Origin of the sequence: Pseudomonas oryziphila (assembly GCF_003940825.1) — a bacterium.
Lineage (GTDB): Bacteria > Pseudomonadota > Gammaproteobacteria > Pseudomonadales > Pseudomonadaceae > Aquipseudomonas > Aquipseudomonas sichuanensis.
Map to the genome: position 1 here is coordinate 2,983,392 of NZ_CP034338.1, position 14,591 is coordinate 2,997,982.

The window sequence follows — 14,591 nt, forward strand, 5'->3', positions numbered from 1 at the left end:
CCGGAACAGCCAGCCAAGATTGCTGGGCGAGGGCTTCGCCCTCGATCGCTGGCAAGCCAGCTCCCACATCGGCTCTGCCCGCCATCGCAATAAAAAGAGGCCACCCTCACCCGCACGATGCGGGCAGCCCCGTAAAAGCCTCAGGCTGCCGCGGCGAACTTCTCGTAGTAGAAGTTGGCCGGGGTAATGCCCTGTTCGCGGATGTACTGGCTGACCGCCTCGACCATCGGCGGCGGGCCGCACAGGTACACATCCACATCGCCTTCGTTGAGGTGGCGTGGCTCGATGTGCTGGGTCACGTAGCCCTTCTGCGGGTACTGGCTGTCGGGGTTGGCCACGCAGGCGCTGTAGGTGAAGTTGGGGATGCGCGCGGCCAGGGCCTGCAGGCGGTCCAGCTCGACTAGGTCGAAGTCGTTGGTCACGCCGTAGATCAGGTGCAGTGGGTGCTCGCTGCCCTGCTCGGCGATCTTCTCCAGCATGGCGGTGAATGGCGCGAGGCCCGTGCCGCCGGCCAGCAGCAGCAAGGGGCGCTGGATCGGCCGCAGGTAGAAACTACCCAGCGGCCCGGCCAGGCTCATGCTGTCGCCAGCCTTGGCCAAACCGGTGAGGAAGCTGCTCATCAGCCCGCCCGGCACGTTGCGGATCAGGAAGCTGACTTCGCCGTCCTTGGGCAGCGAGCTGAACGAATAGGCGCGGCTCTGCTCGCTGCCCGGCACCTTGAGGTTGACGTACTGCCCCGGCAGGAACGCCAGGCGGTTCAGTGCCTCGCCCTTGATCGACAAGGCGATGGTGCTGGCCGACAGCTGGCGCACAGCGCTGATGGCCGCCTCGAAGCTGGCCTGCTCGGTCTTGCACAGCTGCGACGAGGCCGGGATGCGCACCACGCAGTCGCTTTCGGCGCGCATCTGGCAGGTGAGCACGTAGCCCTGGGCGATTTCTTCCGCGCTCAGGGCGTCCTCGATGAAGTTGTCGCCCAGGTCGTAACGGCCCGATTCGGCCTTGCATTTACAGGTGCCGCAGGCGCCGTCACGGCAATCCAGCGGAATGTTGATGCCCTGGCGGTAGGCGGCATCGGCCACGGTCTCATGGCCGTCGGCCTCGATGAAGCGGGTGACCCCGTCTTCGAAATTCAGTGCGATCTGGTAGCTCATGGTGCACCTCACGGGCGAGCCTGGCCGCGGCGCGCCGAGAGGCACACCGACAGGCTCGGCCTGGTGGATCAGATGTGGTAGATGTCGATGACCTGACGGACGTAGTCGTTCTTCAGCACCACCTTCTTGTGCCTGATCAGCGGCTGCTCGCCGCGCAGGTCGAGGGTGTAGAAGCTGGTGCCGAAGTAGCTGTCGGTGGTCTTGTAGCGAAAGCTCAGGGTGTGCCAGTTGAAGCGCACCTGGCAGTTGCCCTCGCCCTGCTCGACGATCTCGATGTTGCTGATGTTGTGCGAGGTGCGGGTGTCCGGCACGGTGGCGCTGGAGCGCTCGGTCTTGATGCGGAATACCCGGTCCTCGAGGCCGCCACGGTTGCCGTACCAGATCAGCGAGATCTCGCTCTGCGGGTCTTCGGTCAGGCTGTCGTCATCGTCCCAGGACGGCATCCAGAACGTCGCATCGCTGCTGTACAGCTCCAGCCATTGGTCCCACTGGGCATCGTCCAGGTAGCGCGCTTCGCGGTAGAGGAAGTCGCGCACGGTGTCATGCAGGCTCATTGCACGGCCTCCACGGGGATCAGTTGCTGTTCGTCTTTCAACGCCTGGATCATGGTGTCCTGCCAGTACTTGTGCTGCAGTACGAACAAGCCTTCGTCCTCGGTGCGCACACCCGACAGCAGCGGTTTGAGTTCGATCTCCTTCGCCGCTTCGTCGGCACCTTCGACCCAGTGCTGCGCGCCGCGCGACATGTCGTTCCAGCCGGTGCCGCCGCCGTAGCCGGTCTGGCAGGAGCGGAACTCTTCCAGGTCATCCGGGGTGGCCATGCCACTGACGTTGAAGAAGTCCTCGTACTGGCGGATGCGCTTGGCCCGAGCATCGGCGCTCTCGCCCTTCGGCGCGATGCAGTAGATGGTGATCTCGGTCTTGTTCACCGAAATTGGCCGGGCGATACGGATCTGCGAGCTGAACTGGTCCATCAGGTACACGTTCGGGTACAGGCACAGGTTGCGCGAATTCTCGATCATCCAGTCGGCGCGGGCCTGGCCGAAATCGGCGGCCAGCTGGTCGCGGCGCTCGTAAGCCGGGCGATCCTCGGGGTTGGCCCAACGGGTCCACAGCAGCAGGTGGCCGTGGTCGAATGAGTAGAAGCCGCCACCCTGCTTGGCCCAGGCGCCGGCGCTCATGGTCTTGATCTCGTCGCCCGCTTCGCGCTGCTTGCGCTGGTTCTGGGTGGCGGCGTAGTTCCAGTGCACGGAGCTGACGTGGTAGCCGTCGGCGCCGTTTTCGGCGGTGAGCTTCCAGTTGCCTTCGTAGATGTAGGAGCTGGCGCCGCGCAGCACTTCCAGGCCCTCAGGGGACTGGTCGACGATCATGTCGATGATCTTCGCCGACTCGCCCAGGTGCTCGACCAAGGGTTTCACGTCGGCGTTCAGGCTGCCGAACAGGAAGCCGCGGTACGATTCGAAACGCGCCACCTTGGTCAGGTCGTGGGAGCCGTCGCAGTTGAAGTTGTCGGGGTAGCCGGCGTTGCTCGGGTCCTTGACCTTGAGCAGCTTGCCGCTGTTGTTGAAGGTCCAGCCGTGGAACGGGCAGGTGTAGCTGGACCGGTTACCGCGCTTGTGCCGGCAGAGCATGGCGCCGCGGTGACTGCAAGCATTGAGGAAGGCGTTGAGCACCCCGTCCTTGTTGCGCGCGATGAAGATCGGCTGGCGCCCCATGGTCAGGGTGAGGAAGTCGTTGTTTTCAGGGATCTGGCTTTCGTGGGCCAGGTAGATCCAGTTGCCCTCGAAGATGTGCTTCATCTCCAGGTCGAACAGGCGTGGGTCGGTGAACATTTCACGCTTGCAACGATAGACGCCCTTCTCCCGGTCATCTTCGAGCATGGCATTGAGGTAGTCGAATCCCAGGGACATGGCCAGGGCCTCCATTGTTATTGTTCAGGCCGGGTCAGGTTATGCCCTGGGTGGGGGTGCAGATATCCAGATCGTGCAAAATGCTATCCGTTTTGTGCAAAGCCTGTTGCGGGGTACCTTTTTTGTCGAGCCGCATCGGGCCAGTGAACTCACGCTCGCTTTTTGTAGGTTGTCTACGAATGCTCCGCGGTCGCCAGTCCTGCTTGCGACCGCGGAGTTCAACAATCGGAACCATACCGGGTGATGACGAAGTGGCTATTTGATGACGGTGAATGTCAAGGGCATGGAGGCTTTCCCAGGGCGATGATCTATATAATAGATGTATCTGACAGTGAATGTCGCCGGAAACTGATAGTTATTGAACTGGTCAGATATGCACACAGCCGTATCCCCGGGAGCCTTGTCGGCCACTGTTTCTTTATGAAAGAGCATGGGAGGGCCGTTCGGAGTGATGACTTCTACCTTGTATCTGTAAGGCCGCGCGATGTCTATGACTATGTCTATGTCTTTGCCTGTGTCTTTATCTTTGACTTTGACTTTCTCTTTGGGCTCGTCGAGGGTAATCACGACTTGACGCGTAGCGTTACTGCCACGCAGATCAACAACGTTATCCTTCGAGAGTGGACTCACTGTCGGAGCGGAAAGGATCTGATGGCGTTCGCCGACATTCAGGCGAATTTCCCCACCTTGTTCTGTGTCATAGTGGTGGGATTTCAACTTGACATCCAAGTAGCCACCATCAAAATCCTTAAACTTCTCCCCTATTTTTTTATCTTCATCGTTAAAAACAAATGTCATTGGCTCTGCCGGATTGACCACTTGACCGGGTAGGTAAAGCCAATCTTTAAATTTTTCCCTTCTTTCGTGCGAGCATGCAAGAGCACATACACTGTTTCGCCGGGTTGATGGCTTCGGTCCGGCGGGATGGTCACATGCAAACTGTCGATATCTGAAGCGATTTTCCATTCGATGAGGTTGCAGGCTGAGGTCAAGTCTTCTAATTGTTTTTTAGCTGTCCCCTGCAGCGCCGTCACGTTTTCTACCTTTTGCTCCAACTCAGCTTTCTTCTGCAGCAACGTATCAAATGAAGGATGCTCAAATTGTGCCTCATGCACTATTGGCGCTTTCATTACCATTTCATAAGAAATTCTCTTTTCGGCGACTTCGGAATAAGACGTTTTTACCCCATCGCGTTCAATGATATACATCGCCTGCAGCAGGCTACCAGACGGCGGCTTGCGCAAATCCGGGCCCAGTCTGAAGGTCAATTCCGCTGCCTCTGCTGTCACGGTCTGGGATCCAAGGGACCTGATGGTGGTTGCCACCATGTCGGTCGCCAATCCGTTGACCTTCAACATGACACTGACTTTGTCGCCCTCTTTCAGCTTTTCGCGCGGCACCGTAACCCATCCTTCGTTGACGTCATTCTCTGGGTCGACGAACTCAGGCGCCACCAGTAGGTCAAGGCCAAGCTTGACCTGCACCGTCACTACAGGTGACAAACCGCGAGAGACATTGCCCATTCCATTGATCGCACAGTAAGACACCTTCAGCTCGTCATCTTGTGCAGCGATGAGCGTCAGCGCATCCACACCTATCTTGATCTCTGGGATGTACCATCCGCCCTCTGCCAACGCATCGATTCGCTGGACACCCACGAACAGGCACACTTTGTCACCCGGAGAGGTATTGGCCCAAGCCGGGATGGTCACCTGCACATTACTGGTGGCCTGTTCGAGGCGGATGCCCCCCTCAGCAGGCAGACTGACGATCGGCGCGGCCAATGCGTGGGGCGTTATTCGCTTGCCATCTTCGACATAGGCTTTGAATACGTCATCACCCGGGTGCGAGAGCCAAGCTGATGCTCTGAGGGTAATCGATTGATGCTCCGTTGCCTCGCCAACGCGCTGCAAGTGCGACGCAAACAGACCGCCTTTGCTATCGAGGGACGACTCGCTGACCTCGAATTCGATGCATTGCCCGATCTCGTCTTCGGTCACCGTGTGATTCACAGGTAACCCATTGCACCTGACCCGAAGACGGTCCCCTGCTCGCATGTTTTTGTAAGGCTGGACAATGGCCACCATCATGACGCCATTGACCATCGCCCACTGGTCATCGATGCCGAAGTCGACATCCTTGTAGGGAAAACGCGCGCCCTTGATGAAGGGGGGGCGCAGTTCACTGTTCTCCTGATTGGGGTAGCGCTCGTCGAGGTAAGCGTTGAATCTATCTAGGGTCGGCCTCAGCGCTGCAAGTTCTGTCCATTTCATGTTCGATCTCCCGGTGGGGGTTGCCTCCATTCCAACAACGCGCTCGGCCATCGACAACTGACAAAATTGATAGTCTCAACCCAACGGTAGTCGGGGGCATCCATGGGCTCATCACCGCCATAGCGAAAACCCATTGAATCGCTAGGCAAAGGTGCAGTAAGCTCGGGCTCATTCACTGGAGAGCAACATGTCGAAACATTCCTGCAACCACGCCAACCACACCGGTCGCCCAGCGCACCGCGTGCTGGCCGTTGCCGGTCGTAACGCCGTTGCACCCTTTTATTTTGGTTATTGGTTTAGCTACTAGGCGCCGATAACCCACCCGGCGCCCACTTTCGAGGGGCCGCCGAACACGAGAATACTCAAACCCCCGGTCGGCTCCCCGACCGGGGGTTTTGTTTTTCCGGGCCTTCACTTTCAACGCTTCATCTTGAGGACAGATTCATGAACTACGCCACTTACTACTACCCAAGCACCTATGCATGGCGATTTAGCCAATCCCGTTCGGGCCAGCCTGCCGCCTCCGTTCGGTCGATTTCCGGTGGCAATGCCGCACAACTACCTAATTTGACGACCAGTCGAACACCTCTATAGGGCCGACCGCGCGGGCCAGAACCCGCCGTCCGCCCAGGGAAAAAAAGCCATGCACGCCTCGAACCTCGCCCTGCCCCTGACCCAACCGCAAGCGGCCAACGCCACTGTCAGCAAGCGCCTGCCCAGCCCGCACCTGCTCAAGCAGCAGATGCCGCTGTCGACCGAACTTACCCAGCAAGTCCATGCCCATCGCCAGGCAATCCGCGCCATCCTCGAAGGCCGCGACGAACGCCTGCTGGTGATCGTCGGCCCGTGCTCGATCCATGACCCGCGCTCGGCGCTGGAATACGCCGACCGCCTGGCGGCGCTCAACCATGAAGTCGGCGACAAGCTGCTGCTGGTGATGCGCGCCTACGTTGAAAAACCCCGCACCACGGTGGGCTGGAAAGGCCTGGCGTACGATCCGCACCTCGATGGCAGCGACGACATGCACGCCGGCATCGCCCTGTCCCGTGGCTTGATGCTGAGCATGATCGAACGCGGCCTGCCGATCGCCACCGAGCTGCTGCAACCCATGGCCGCTGGCTACTTCGACGACCTGCTGGGCTGGGCGGCCATTGGCGCGCGTACCACCGAGTCGCAGATCCACCGTGAGATGGTCAGTGGCCTGGAGCTGCCGGTGGGCTTCAAGAACGGCACCGATGGCGGCATCGCCATTGCCTGCGACGCCATGCGCAGCGCCGCGCATCCGCACCGCCACTTCGGCATGGACGCCCAGGGCTACCCGGCGATCATCGAGAGCCTCGGCAACCCGGACACCCACCTGGTGCTGCGCGGTGGCCACAAGGGCCCGAACTACGATGCCCACAGCGTGGCCCAGGCGCGCCAGGGCCTGGCCAAGGCGGGCCTGGCGCCACGTATCATGGTCGATTGCAGCCATGCCAACAGCGGCAAGGACCCGATGCGTCAGCCCGCGGTATTCGAAGATGTGCTGCAGCAACGCCTGGCCGGCGACCGCTCGTTGGTCGGGGTGATGATCGAGGGCCACCTGTTCGACGGTTGCCAGGCTTTGGGTGCCGGCGCCCTGAAGTACGGCGTATCGATCACCGACGGCTGCCTGGGCTGGAGCGCGACCGAGAGCATGCTGCGCGAAGCGGCCAAACGTTTGTAGGAAACAGTCGGCAAGCCTTGCGAGACAGGGCCTAGACAAGTGCGCTAGGCTTGCCCTCTTCCACCCCCCTAGGAGCAGTTCCCCATGGCCCGAGCCACCGCCCGCCACATCCTGGTTGCCTCTGAAGACAAGTGCAACGAACTCAAAGCACAGATCGAAGCCGGCGCCGACTTCGCCGAAATCGCCAAGGCCAACTCCACCTGTCCGTCGAGCCGCCAGGGCGGTGACCTGGGCTCGTTCGGCCCAGGCCAGATGGTCAAGGAATTCGACACCGTGGTGTTCAGCGCCCCGGTTAACACTGTGCAAGGCCCGGTGAAGACCCAGTTCGGCTACCACCTGCTGGAAGTGACCAGCCGCCAGGACTGAGGCGTTCTTGATCGCCCGCCCCTGCGCTGAACCTGTGGGAGCGGGCTTGCCCGCGAATGCGTCCGCCCAGACAACGACGTTGCTCGAACGGACGCATTCGCGGGCAAGCCGGCTCCCACAGGTACTGTGTTGCATCGCCCTGGCGTGCATGGCCTGTTTCGCCCAGGCCGCCCCCACCCACGCCCTCACCGTCTACGGTGAAGCCCCCCGCTACCCCGCCAGTTTCCAGCACTTCGCCTACGTAAACCCGGACGCCCCCAAAGGCGGCAGCCTGCGCCGTTCGGCCCTGGAGATCGGCCAGTTCGACCACATCCTGCCGTTCATCGACAAGGGCATTGGCGTGAGCCAGGTCGAAGGCTGGCTATACGCGCCACTGGCCATGCGCGCCTTCGACGAGCCCTACACGGTCTATGGCCTGATCGCCCAGCGCCTGGAGCGCGGCCCCGACGACGCCTGGCTGCGCCTGTACCTCGACCCCCGCGCCACCTTCGCCGACGGCAAGCCGGTGCGCGCCGAGGATGTGCGTTTCACCTTCGATCTGCTGATGAGCAAGGGCAGCCTCAATTACCGCACGCGTTTCGCCGAAGTGGCCGGGGTGACAGTCGAAGGCCCGCGGCAGATACGCTTCGACTTCAAGCAGCCGCACGGACGCACCCTGGCGCTGGACCTGGCCAGCCTGCCCGTGCTGCCCGAACATGACTGGCAGCAGCGCGACTTCGCCAATGGTGCCGGTTTCGACAAGCCCGTGGGCAGCGGCCCGTACCGCATCAGCCGGATCGACAACGGCCGCAGCATCACCTTCGAACGCAATGCCGACTGGTGGGCCAAAGACCTGCCGGTGGCCCGTGGCCTGTACAACTTCCAGCGCCTGCGCATCGAGTACTTCGGCGACACCGAGGTGGCGCGCCAGGTGCTCAAGGGCGGCGGCTACGACTACAATCGCGAGTTCTCCGCCACCGCCTTCACCCTCGGCTACAACGGCGCCCAGCTCGACGACGGCCGCCTGCAACGCGCCCACCTGGGCCCGGCCAAGCCGCAAGTGGCCCAGGGTTTCGTGTTCAACCTGGCCAGGCCGCAGTTCCAGGATCGCCGGGTGCGCCAGGCCCTGGGCATGCTCTGGGACTTCGAGTGGAGCAACCGGCAGATGATGCGCAATCTGTACATCCGCCAGCAGAGCCTGTTCTCCAACACCGTGCTGGCAGCCCGCGCGCTGCCGGACGCGGACGAACTCAAGCTGCTTGAGCCGCTGCGCGGCCAAGTGCCCGACGAAGTGTTCAGCCAGGTGTTCAGCGCCCCGGTCACCGACGGCACCGGGATCATCCGCCCGCAGCAGTTGCAAGCCCTGGCCCTGCTCCAGGCCGCCGGCTGGCGCCCCGAAGGCGATCGCCTGGTCAACGCCCAGGGCGAACCGCTGAGCTTCACCTTCCTCAACGGCCAGTCGGGCATGGAGCGCCTGCTGCTGCCGTGGAAGCGCAACCTGGCGCAGATCGGCATCGAGCTGAACATCCGCAACGTCGACGCCGCGCAGTACGTCAACCGCCTGATGGCCCGCGACTACGACATGGTCGTCACCGGCTATCCGGTGACCCTGTCGCCGGGCAGCGAGCTGTACAACTATTTCGGCTCCGCCGCGGCCAACGACCCCGGTTCGAACAACCTGATGGTGCTCAAGGACCCGGCGGTGGACCACCTGCTCGACGGGCTGGTGCGCGCCAGCAGCCAGCCCGACATGCTGCGCCACGCCCATGCCCTGGACCGGGTGCTGCAATGGAACTACTACTGGATCCCCAACTACTACCCGCCGGGCAGCTCGACGGTCTGGTGGAATCGCTTCGGCCTGCCCAAGGTGCAAGCCACCTATGACGAAGGCCTGGACACCTGGTGGGAGGTCAGCCCGACGGCGCTGACCAGCGAACAGATGGCCGAACGGCTCGGGAAACAGCCATGACCAGCTACATCCTGCGCCGCCTGCTGCTGATCATCCCCACGTTGCTGGCGATCCTGCTGGTCAACTTCGCCATCGTCCAGGCCGCCCCCGGCGGCCCGGTGGAGCAGGCCGTGGCGCGACTCCAGGGCCTCGGCGGCGGCGCCCCCGGTGCACGGGCCGAGGCAGTGCACGGCGAGTCCCGCGCCACCCGTGGCCTGGACCCCAAGCTGATCGAGGAGATCAAGCGCCAGTACGGCTTCGACAAGTCCGCCCCCGAACGACTGTGGCTGATGCTCGGCCAGTACGCCCGGCTGGACTTCGGCCAGAGCTTCTTCCGCGGCGCCAAGGTCACCGACCTGATCCTGGAGAAACTGCCGGTGACGCTCTCGCTGGGTTTCTGGGCGACGCTGATCACCTACCTGGTGTCGATCCCGCTGGGCATCCGCAAGGCGGTGCGCCATGGCAGCCGCTTCGATGCCTGGAGCAGCGCGCTGATCGTGGTCGGCTATGCCCTGCCCTCGTTCCTGTTCGCCCTGCTGCTGATCGTGCTGTTTGCCGGTGGCACTTCGCTCAACTGGTTCCCGGTGCGCGGGCTGGTGTCGGATGACTTCGACCAGCTCAGCCTGCTGGGCAAGCTGGCCGATTACTTCTGGCACCTGGTGCTGCCGGTCGGCGCCCTGGTGATCGGCGGTTTCGCCACCTTGACCCTGCTGACCAAGAACGCCTTCCTCGACGAAATCTCCCGGCAGTACGTGGTCACCGCCCGGGCCAAGGGCCTAAGCGAACGCCGGGTGCTGTACGGCCATGTGCTGCGCAACGCCATGCTGCTGGTGGTGGCCGGGCTGCCGCAGGCGCTGATCACGGTGTTCTTCGCCGGCTCCCTGCTGATCGAGGTGATCTTTTCCCTCGATGGCCTGGGCCGCATGAGCTACGAGGCGGCGGTGTCGCGAGACTACCCGGTGGTGTTCGGCACGCTGTTCATCTTCACCCTGGCCGGGCTACTGATCCGCTTGATCGGCGACCTCTGCTACACGGCGCTCGACCCGCGCATCGACTTCGACGCGAGGGGCCGCTGATGCTCTCGCCCATCGCTCGACGCCGCCTGAAGCGCTTTCGCGCCAACCGCCTAGGCTGGGTCTCGCTGTGGCTGTTCGCCGGCCTGTTGATACTCAGCCTCGGCGCGGAGCTGGTGGCCAACGACAAGCCACTGCTGCTGTCCTACAAGGGCCAGCTGTATACCCCCGCGCTCAAGCGCTATACCGAGCAGCAATTCGGCGGCCAGTTGCCGTTCCAGCCCGACTACCGCAGCCAGTACGTGCGCCAACTGATCGAGGGCCAAGGCGGCTGGATGCTGTTCGCGCCCATCCCGTTCAGCGCCGACACCCCTAACTACGACCTGCAGGTACCCACCCCCAGCCCGCCCAGCGCGGTCAATTGGCTGGGCACCGATGATCAAGGGCGCGACGTGCTGGCGCGGGTGCTGTACGGCACGCGGGTGTCGCTGCTGTTCGCCTTTGCCCTGACCGTGCTCAGCGTGCTGATCGGCGTCACTGCAGGCGCCTTGCAGGGGTATCACGGGGGCTGGGTCGACCTGCTCGGGCAGCGCTTGCTGGAGGTGTGGTCGGGGTTGCCGGTGCTTTACCTGCTGATCATCCTCTCGGGTTTCGTCGAGCCGGACTTCTGGTGGCTGCTGGGGATCATGGCGCTGTTTTCGTGGCTGGCGCTGGTCGATGTGGTGCGCGCCGAGTTCCTGCGCGGGCGCAACCTGGAGTACGTCAAGGCAGCCCGCGCGCTGGGGCTGCCGGACAGCCAGGTGATGCTGCGGCATATCCTGCCCAACGCCATGAACGCCACCCTCACCTACGTACCCTTCATGCTCACCGGGGCGATCACTACCCTTACCGCGCTGGATTTCCTCGGTTTTGGCATGCCTGCGGGCAGTGCGTCACTGGGCGAGCTGGTGACCCAGGGCAAGCAGCACCTGGAGGCGCCGTGGCTGGGCTTTACCGCGTTCTTCGCCCTGGCGCTGATCCTGTCGTTGCTGGTGTTCATCGGCGATGCGCTGCGCGAGGCGTTCGATCCACGCAGGTAGATATGCCTGTACCAGCTCTATCGCGGGGCAAGCCCGCTCCCACAGGGATAGCGCCAGGTATTTAAGATGCTCCAACGTGGGAGCGGGCTTGCCCCGCGATAGGGCCTTCTGATTCAAGCGGATACTGCAAACATGCACGACAACCTCAAGGACTACCCCCAGGTCCGCCAACTGGCCATCCGTTCGCTGTTCGAGATCATCGAGCAGTCCAGCGAAGGCACGGTGATCGTCGACCGCCAGGCGCGCATCGTCTGGATGAACGAGCGCTATGCCCGACGTTTCGGACTGGCCGACGCCGCCAGCGCCATCGGCCAGCCTTGCGAGGCGGTGATCCCCGGCAGCTTGATGCGCGAGGTGGTGAGCAACGGCAAGCCGATCCTGCTGGACATGCTCGACACCCCCAACGAGCCGCTGGTGGTGATGCGCCTGCCGATCCACGACGACCAGGGCGCGCTGATCGGCGCCATCGGCTTTGCCCTGTTCGACGAGTTGCGCAGCCTGTCACCCTTGCTCAAGCGTTATTCGAGCATGCAGCAAGAGCTGGCCAGCACCCGCTCGCAACTGCGCGCGCGCCAGGCGCGCTACAGCTTCGCCCAGTTCGTCGGCAGCAGCGCCGCGTGCCTTGAGGCCAAGCGCCGCGGGCGGCGCGGCGCGACCAGTGACTCGCCGGTGCTGCTGCTGGGCGAAACCGGCACCGGCAAGGAGCTGCTGGCTCACGCCATCCACGCCGCCTCGGCGCGGGCGCACAAGGCATTCGTCAGCATCAACAGCGCGGCCATCCCCGAGACCCTGCTGGAGGCCGAGTTCTTCGGCACCGCCCCCGGTGCCTTCACCGGCGCCGAGCGCAAGGGCCGCAGCGGCAAGCTGCAACTGGCCGAAGGCGGGACGCTGTTCCTCGACGAAATCGGCGACATGCCACTGGCGCTGCAAAGCAAGCTGCTGCGGGTACTGCAAGAGAAGGAATACGAGCCGGTGGGCTCCAACCAGATGCTGCGCAGCGACGTGCGCATCATCGCCGCCACCTCCATCGACCTGCAGGCGGCCATGGCCCGTGGGGCATTCCGTGCCGACCTGTACTACCGGCTGAACGTGCTGCCGATCGAGGTGCCGCCGTTGCGCGAGCGGCTGGAGGACCTGCCGGCACTGTGCGAGGCGATCCTGGCCGAGCTGGGCAGCCAGTACGAGCTGGAGCCCGAGGCCCAGGCGCTGCTGGGGCGCCATGGCTGGCCGGGGAACATTCGTGAATTGCGTAACGTGCTGGAACGCGCAACCTTGCTGGCGGACCAGCCGCGCTTGAGTGTGCAGGACTTGATCGGAGCGTTGGGGCCGTTGAGCCCGGTGGCCACGGCCGCGCCGGTGCTGGACTATCGCCAGGCGTGCGCGCAGTTCGAGCGCGGGTTGATTGTCGATGCCTTGGCCCGCAGCGCCTGGAATGTGCCGGAGGCAGCGCGGGCTCTGGGGTTGGGGCGGTCTACCTTGTACAAGAAGATGGTGGCGCTGGGTATAGAATCTCAACAATGAGACCAATATCTCAAAACAGAGATCGCGGGAGCGGGCTTGCCCCGCGATGGCGTCAGCCGCATTAAATCGGCTATTTCCTGTGAGGGACATCGCGGGGCAAGCCCGCTCCCACGCGGCCGTGTCTCAAGATAGAGACTGGTGATTTAATTGCTTTAACTTTATTCATATAAATCAATGACTTAATAAACTGGCACGATTCCCGCTATCCGCATTTCCAACCATAAAAACAACAGTTGGAGATCCCCCCACGATGACCGTGCTCATCGCCCTCGCTGCCCTGGCCCTGCTGATGGTGGCCGCCTATCGCGGTTACAGCGTGATCCTGTTCGCGCCCATCGCCGCCCTTGGCGCCGTGCTGCTCACCGACCCTGCCGCCGTGGCGCCCGCCTTCACCGGAGTGTTCATGGAGAAGATGGTCGGCTTCATCAAGCTGTATTTCCCGGTGTTCCTGCTGGGCGCGGTGTTCGGCAAACTGATCGAGCTGTCAGGGTTCTCGCGCTCGATCGTCGCCGCTGCCATCCGCCTGCTCGGCACGCGCCAGGCGATGCTGGTGATCGTGCTGGTCTGCGCCCTGCTCACCTACGGCGGCGTGTCGCTGTTCGTGGTGGTGTTCGCGGTGTACCCGTTCGCCGCCGAGATGTTCAGGCAAAGCGACATCCCCAAGCGACTGATCCCGGCAACCATTGCCCTGGGTGCGTTCTCGTTCACCATGGACGCCCTGCCCGGCACCCCGCAGATCCAGAACATCATCCCCAGCACCTTCTTCAACACCACCGCCTGGGCCGCGCCATGGCTGGGCCTGATCGGCACGCTGTTCGTGTTCAGCGCCGGCATGCTCTACCTGCAACGCCAGCGCAACAGGGCCCAGCGCAAGGGTGAAGGCTATGGCAGCAACCTGCGCAACGAACCGGAGACCGCCGACGACATCAGCCTGCCCAACCCGTGGCTGGCGTTGTCGCCGTTGCTGCTGGTGGGGGTGATGAACCTGCTGTTCACCCACTGGATCCCGCAGTGGTACGGCGCCAGCCATACCCTGCAACTGCCGGGCATGGCCGCACCGGTGCAGAGCGACGTGGCCAAGCTCACGGCGATCTGGGCCGTGCAGGCGGCCTTGCTGGTGGGCATCCTGATGGTGCTGGTGTGCGCCTTCGGCACCATTCGCCAACGCCTGGCCGATGGCACTAAAAGCGCGGTCGGCGGTGCCCTGCTGGCGGCCATGAACACCGCCTCGGAATACGGTTTTGGCGCGGTGATCGCATCGCTGCCGGGCTTTTTGGTGCTGGCCGACGCCCTGCGCGGGATCCCCAACCCGCTGGTCAACGAAGCCATCACCGTGACCCTGCTGGCCGGCATCACCGGCTCTGCGTCGGGTGGCATGAGCATCGCCCTGGCGGCCATGAGCGACAGCTTCATCGCCGCCGCCAACGCCGCCAATATCCCGCTGGAAGTGCTGCACCGGGTGGCTGCCATGGCCAGCGGCGGCATGGACACCCTGCCGCACAACGGCGCGGTGATCACCCTGCTGGCGGTGACCGGGCTGACCCACCGCGAAGCGTACAAGGACATTTTCGGTATTACCCTGATCAAGACCCTGGCCGTGTTCGTGGTCATCGCCACGTTCTACGCCACCGGCATCGTCTAAGGAGA

The 14,591-nt window shown here is 63.2% G+C and carries 12 protein-coding genes; 7 read left to right on the forward strand and 5 right to left on the reverse strand.

The genetic code is table 11. The features are described from left to right. Positions 1-140 precede the first annotated feature (140 nt). From benC to EJA05_RS13845, 5 genes are all read right to left on the reverse strand, one after another. The gene (benC, locus tag EJA05_RS13825) at positions 141-1,151 is read right to left on the reverse strand and encodes a benzoate 1,2-dioxygenase electron transfer component BenC (RefSeq protein ID WP_125858675.1); all 1,011 of its coding nucleotides are present in this window, start codon (positions 1,149-1,151) and stop codon (positions 141-143) included. 68 nt (positions 1,152-1,219) lie between these two features. Continuing rightward, positions 1,220-1,705 (reverse strand): benzoate 1,2-dioxygenase small subunit, encoded by a 486-nt coding sequence (gene benB, locus EJA05_RS13830; protein WP_125858676.1) that lies wholly within the window; start codon positions 1,703-1,705, stop codon positions 1,220-1,222. Further along, positions 1,702-3,060 (reverse strand): benzoate 1,2-dioxygenase large subunit, encoded by a 1,359-nt coding sequence (gene benA / locus EJA05_RS13835; protein WP_125464139.1) that lies wholly within the window; start codon positions 3,058-3,060, stop codon positions 1,702-1,704. The genes benB and benA overlap by 4 nt, the downstream gene beginning before the upstream one ends. A 255-nt stretch (positions 3,061-3,315) precedes the next feature. Continuing rightward, positions 3,316-3,858: a hypothetical protein gene (locus EJA05_RS13840; RefSeq protein ID WP_125858677.1), complete on the reverse strand. Its 543-nt coding sequence runs from the start codon at positions 3,856-3,858 to the stop codon at positions 3,316-3,318. Next, on the reverse strand, positions 3,855-5,333 hold the full coding sequence (locus EJA05_RS13845) for a hypothetical protein (RefSeq protein ID WP_125858678.1): 1,479 nt from the start codon (positions 5,331-5,333) through the stop codon (positions 3,855-3,857). Before EJA05_RS13845 ends, EJA05_RS13840 begins: the two co-directional genes overlap by 4 nt. 643 nt (positions 5,334-5,976) lie before the next feature. On the opposite strand from EJA05_RS13845, the gene EJA05_RS13850 reads away from it, so the two are divergent. The 7 genes from EJA05_RS13850 to EJA05_RS13880 all read left to right on the forward strand — a co-directional run bounded on the left by EJA05_RS13850 (position 5,977) and on the right by EJA05_RS13880 (position 14,586). Continuing rightward, positions 5,977-7,038, forward strand: a complete 1,062-nt coding sequence (locus EJA05_RS13850; protein ID WP_125858679.1) for a 3-deoxy-7-phosphoheptulonate synthase — start codon at positions 5,977-5,979, stop codon at positions 7,036-7,038. Positions 7,039-7,122: 84 nt separating this feature from the next. Next, on the forward strand, positions 7,123-7,404 hold the full coding sequence (locus EJA05_RS13855) for a peptidylprolyl isomerase (RefSeq protein ID WP_009686645.1): 282 nt from the start codon (positions 7,123-7,125) through the stop codon (positions 7,402-7,404). 148 nt (positions 7,405-7,552) lie between these two features. Beyond that, positions 7,553-9,352 carry an extracellular solute-binding protein gene (locus EJA05_RS13860; protein WP_223811921.1) on the forward strand — a complete coding sequence of 600 codons (1,800 nt, stop codon included), beginning with the start codon at positions 7,553-7,555 and terminating at the stop codon, positions 9,350-9,352. Then, the gene (locus tag EJA05_RS13865; protein ID WP_125858680.1) at positions 9,349-10,407 is read left to right on the forward strand and encodes a microcin C ABC transporter permease YejB; all 1,059 of its coding nucleotides are present in this window, start codon (positions 9,349-9,351) and stop codon (positions 10,405-10,407) included. Before EJA05_RS13860 ends, EJA05_RS13865 begins: the two co-directional genes overlap by 4 nt. Then, a complete protein-coding gene (locus EJA05_RS13870) occupies positions 10,407-11,423 on the forward strand; it encodes an ABC transporter permease (protein WP_125464143.1) in 1,017 nt (338 codons plus the stop codon). The genes EJA05_RS13865 and EJA05_RS13870 overlap by 1 nt, the downstream gene beginning before the upstream one ends. Positions 11,424-11,555: 132 nt before the next feature. Continuing rightward, positions 11,556-12,944 carry a sigma-54 interaction domain-containing protein gene (locus EJA05_RS13875; protein ID WP_125858681.1) on the forward strand — a complete coding sequence of 463 codons (1,389 nt, stop codon included), beginning with the start codon at positions 11,556-11,558 and terminating at the stop codon, positions 12,942-12,944. Between the two features lie 250 nt (positions 12,945-13,194). Further along, on the forward strand, positions 13,195-14,586 hold the full coding sequence (locus tag EJA05_RS13880; protein ID WP_125858682.1) for a GntP family permease: 1,392 nt from the start codon (positions 13,195-13,197) through the stop codon (positions 14,584-14,586). Positions 14,587-14,591: the final 5 nt, after the last annotated feature.

Bases quoted from the DNA above. Each gene is read 5' to 3' on its own strand.
- EJA05_RS13845 (WP_125858678.1), bottom strand. From the start codon at position 5,333: ATGAAATGGACAGAACTTGCAGCGCTGAGGCCGACCCTAGATAGATTC.
- EJA05_RS13860 (WP_223811921.1), top strand. From the start codon at position 7,553: ATGGCCTGTTTCGCCCAGGCCGCCCCCACCCACGCCCTCACCGTCTAC.
- EJA05_RS13880 (WP_125858682.1), top strand. From the start codon at position 13,195: ATGACCGTGCTCATCGCCCTCGCTGCCCTGGCCCTGCTGATGGTGGCC.
- EJA05_RS13850 (WP_125858679.1), top strand. From the start codon at position 5,977: ATGCACGCCTCGAACCTCGCCCTGCCCCTGACCCAACCGCAAGCGGCC.
- benA (WP_125464139.1), bottom strand. From the start codon at position 3,060: ATGTCCCTGGGATTCGACTACCTCAATGCCATGCTCGAAGATGACCGG.
- benC (WP_125858675.1), bottom strand. From the start codon at position 1,151: ATGAGCTACCAGATCGCACTGAATTTCGAAGACGGGGTCACCCGCTTC.
- EJA05_RS13875 (WP_125858681.1), top strand. From the start codon at position 11,556: ATGCACGACAACCTCAAGGACTACCCCCAGGTCCGCCAACTGGCCATC.
- EJA05_RS13865 (WP_125858680.1), top strand. From the start codon at position 9,349: ATGACCAGCTACATCCTGCGCCGCCTGCTGCTGATCATCCCCACGTTG.
- EJA05_RS13870 (WP_125464143.1), top strand. From the start codon at position 10,407: ATGCTCTCGCCCATCGCTCGACGCCGCCTGAAGCGCTTTCGCGCCAAC.
- benB (WP_125858676.1), bottom strand. From the start codon at position 1,705: ATGAGCCTGCATGACACCGTGCGCGACTTCCTCTACCGCGAAGCGCGC.
- EJA05_RS13855 (WP_009686645.1), top strand. From the start codon at position 7,123: ATGGCCCGAGCCACCGCCCGCCACATCCTGGTTGCCTCTGAAGACAAG.
- EJA05_RS13840 (WP_125858677.1), bottom strand. From the start codon at position 3,858: ATGACATTTGTTTTTAACGATGAAGATAAAAAAATAGGGGAGAAGTTT.